The following is a 2,801-nucleotide window of genomic DNA, read 5'->3' as shown; positions in this document are numbered from 1 at the left end:
CGGAGATTCCGTCCGGCCCCGCACTGTCGGGTTCAGAAACGTTCACGGATGAAAGCGGGAGATCCTTCGGACCGACCACGGGATCGTTGGTTGCGAACCCGAGTGCCGTTGTCTACTGGTCTCCAGTTCCCTTCCGGGTCCACCCCGGTGTCGGTCGTTGCGCCTTCTCAAAGTCTTCGACACCTTGGCGTGCCTGGCACCCGGGTGGTGGTGCAACCACCTTTACGGCCCGCTCGTGAAAACGTTGTTCTGGCGGCGATCCGCACTGGTCGTTCTGTGTGGACCCGGGAAACCTAGCGGTGCAAGGCGGGTCGCTCAACCCGGGCCTGACCTGCAACGTTCCGCAACGTCGCAGGTCAGGCGGGGGGTGCCTGCCGGAAGAAAATTTTCGCGATGCGACGAGCGGTTCTACGACCGCGCCGGGACCACAACCTCGGCCACCGCCTCGACCACGAGCAGTGGCGGATCGACCACGGATCCGGCGGAATCTCCAGCCCCCGGGGTGGCCCGGCAGCACACCCAGGCCCGCAGGTCCAGCGTGCGGCTGCGGGTGCCGACGCGGGTGAGCGTCGCGGTCACCTCGATCACGTCACCGGCCTTCACCGGCGCCTTGAACGCGACGCCGGCGTAACTCGCGAGCAGGCCTTCGTCACCGTCGGTGCGCAGGCACATCTCGGTGGCGACGTCGCCGAACAGGCCCATCACGTAGGCCCCGTCGAGCAGCGAGCCGCCGTAGTGCGCCTCGTGGTGGGAGACGTAGCGGCGGTGGGTGACGGTCAGGCCGACCTGAGGCTGTCCGGGTTCAGTACCGCTCATGCGGCGATCCTGCTCGAGGCGAGCGCGTGTGCGAGGTAACCGGCCACCTCGCGGGGTGTCGTGCCGCGGGCGAAGATCCGGTCGACGCCGAGTTCGCCGGCCGCGGTCGGGTCGAAGCGGGGCCCACCGACGACGACCAGCGGCCGGCCCGTGCCCTCGGGGAACTCCGCGTGCATCCGTTCGACCAGGGCCCGGGTGTTGTGCAGGTGGGCGTCCTTCTGGGTCACCACCTGGGAGACCAGGACGGCGTCGGCCCGGTGTTCGCGGGCCTCGTGGACCAGCGCGTCGATCTCGACCTGGGCACCGAGGTTGACCACCTTGATCTCCCGGTAGTATTCCAGGCCCTTCTCCCCCGCGAAGCCCTTGATGTTGAGGATCGCGTCGATGCCGACGGTGTGCGCGTCGGTGCCGATGCAGGCCCCGACCACCACCAACTTGCGGCGCAGCGTGGTGCGGATCGCCGTGTTCACCTCGGCCGGAGACAGCAGCGGATACTCCCGCTCGGCCACCGTGATCTGCGAGAGGTCCACGCTGTGCGCGCTGCGGCCGTAGACGACGAAGAAGGTGAAGTCCGGGCCCATGCCACGGGTGTGTACGACCATCGCCGGGTCCAGGCCCATCTTGGCCGCGAGTTGCAGGGCGGCACCCTCGGCGCGGGCATCGTGCGGGATCGGCAGGGTGAACGAGACCTGGACCATCCCGTCGTCGGTGGTGTCGCCGTAGGGGCGGATCATCTGACTGTTCGTCATGTCGGAGGTCACGCCGCCTGCTCCCCTGCGATCGGCTCCAGCAACTCGGCCACCGGATTGCAATAGCCCTCCGCCTTCGCCGCGACACCGTCCAGGCCCTTGCCGCGGTCGGCGGGCCGGCGCATCAGGCCGAAGGTGCCGTCGCCGATCGCGGCCAGCAGCCCCTCGGCCCCGATCCGCTCCAGCAACTCGACGGCCTCGCCGAGGACGTGGTGCGCACGATGGCCGATGAACGAGTCCGGGGCCAGCTGCAGGTCCTCGTGCAACCGGCCGGCCGCGTCCAGGACGTAGCGGGCGTTGCGCAGCGCGAGGTCGCGGTCGGACAGGAACGGAGTGACCACGGCTTCGGTCATCATCCCGACCAGCAGGATGCCCTGGCCGGTCATCGCCCCGGCCAGGTTGAAGAAGCCGTCGAGCAGGTAGCCCTTGAAGATGTCGCCGGTCATGTGCTTGGTCGGCGGCATCCACTTCAGCGGCGCGTGCGGGAACAGGGCGCGGGCGAGCATCGCGTGGGCGAGCTCGAGGCGGAACGAATCCGGCAGGTCGGGGTTGATCTCGAACGCGTGCCCGAGGCCGAGCTGCCAGTCCTCGAGCCCGGCCTCCTTGGCGAAGTACTCGTTGAGCAGCTGGCTCACGGTGACCGTGTGCGCGGCCTCGACCGCGTCGGCGGTGGTGAGGTAGTTGTCCTCGCCGGTGTTGATGATGATGCCGGCCCGGGCGTGGATCTGGCGGGCGAAGCGCTGGTCGGTGAAGGTGCGGATCGGGTTGATGTCGCGGAAGAGGATCCCGTACATCGAGTCGTTCAGCATCATGTCCAGGCGCTCGAGGCCGGCCAGCGCAGCGATCTCCGGCATGCACAGACCGCTCGCGTAGTTGGTCAGTCGGACGTAGCGGTCGAGTTCGTGGGAGACCTCGTCGAGGGCCGCGCGCATCAGGCGGAAATTCTGCTGGGTGGCGTACGTGCCGGCGTAGCCCTCGCGGGTCGCTCCCTCGGGCACGTGGTCGAGCAGCGACTGCCCCGTCGAGCGGATGACGGCGACCACATCGGCGCCCTCACGCGCGGCGGCCTGGGCCTGCGGGATGTCCTCGTAGATGTCGCCGGTGGCGACGATCAGATAGATCCAGGGCCGGCGCGGCGCGTCGCCGATCCGGGCGATGAGTCCGTCCCGCTCGCGGCGGCGGGCGTCGATACGGGCGATCCCGCCGGCGGCGGCGATGCGGGCCGCCGTGCGGGCC

General features: G+C 69.3%; 3 protein-coding genes. All 3 read right to left on the bottom strand.

What is annotated here, in order from left to right:
- Nucleotides 1-408: 408 nt before the first annotated feature.
- A complete protein-coding gene (locus H0X00_RS23180) occupies nt 409-816 on the bottom strand; it encodes a hotdog domain-containing protein (protein WP_293775174.1) in 408 nt (135 codons plus the stop codon).
- On the bottom strand, nt 813-1,565 hold the full coding sequence (locus H0X00_RS23175; RefSeq protein WP_367186752.1) for an OAM dimerization domain-containing protein: 753 nt from the start codon (nt 1,563-1,565) through the stop codon (nt 813-815). The genes H0X00_RS23180 and H0X00_RS23175 overlap by 4 nt, the downstream gene beginning before the upstream one ends.
- 8 nt (nt 1,566-1,573) lie before the next feature.
- Nucleotides 1,574-2,801: lysine 5,6-aminomutase subunit alpha (locus H0X00_RS23170; RefSeq protein WP_293775171.1), on the bottom strand; the 1,228-nt coding region annotated here is incomplete at its 5' end.

Source organism: Sporichthya sp., from assembly GCF_013815995.1.
In the GTDB taxonomy this organism is placed as follows: domain Bacteria; phylum Actinomycetota; class Actinomycetes; order Sporichthyales; family Sporichthyaceae; genus Sporichthya.
Note: the sequence above shows the minus strand (reverse complement) of the source record. Positions and strands in the feature narration are given on the sequence as shown.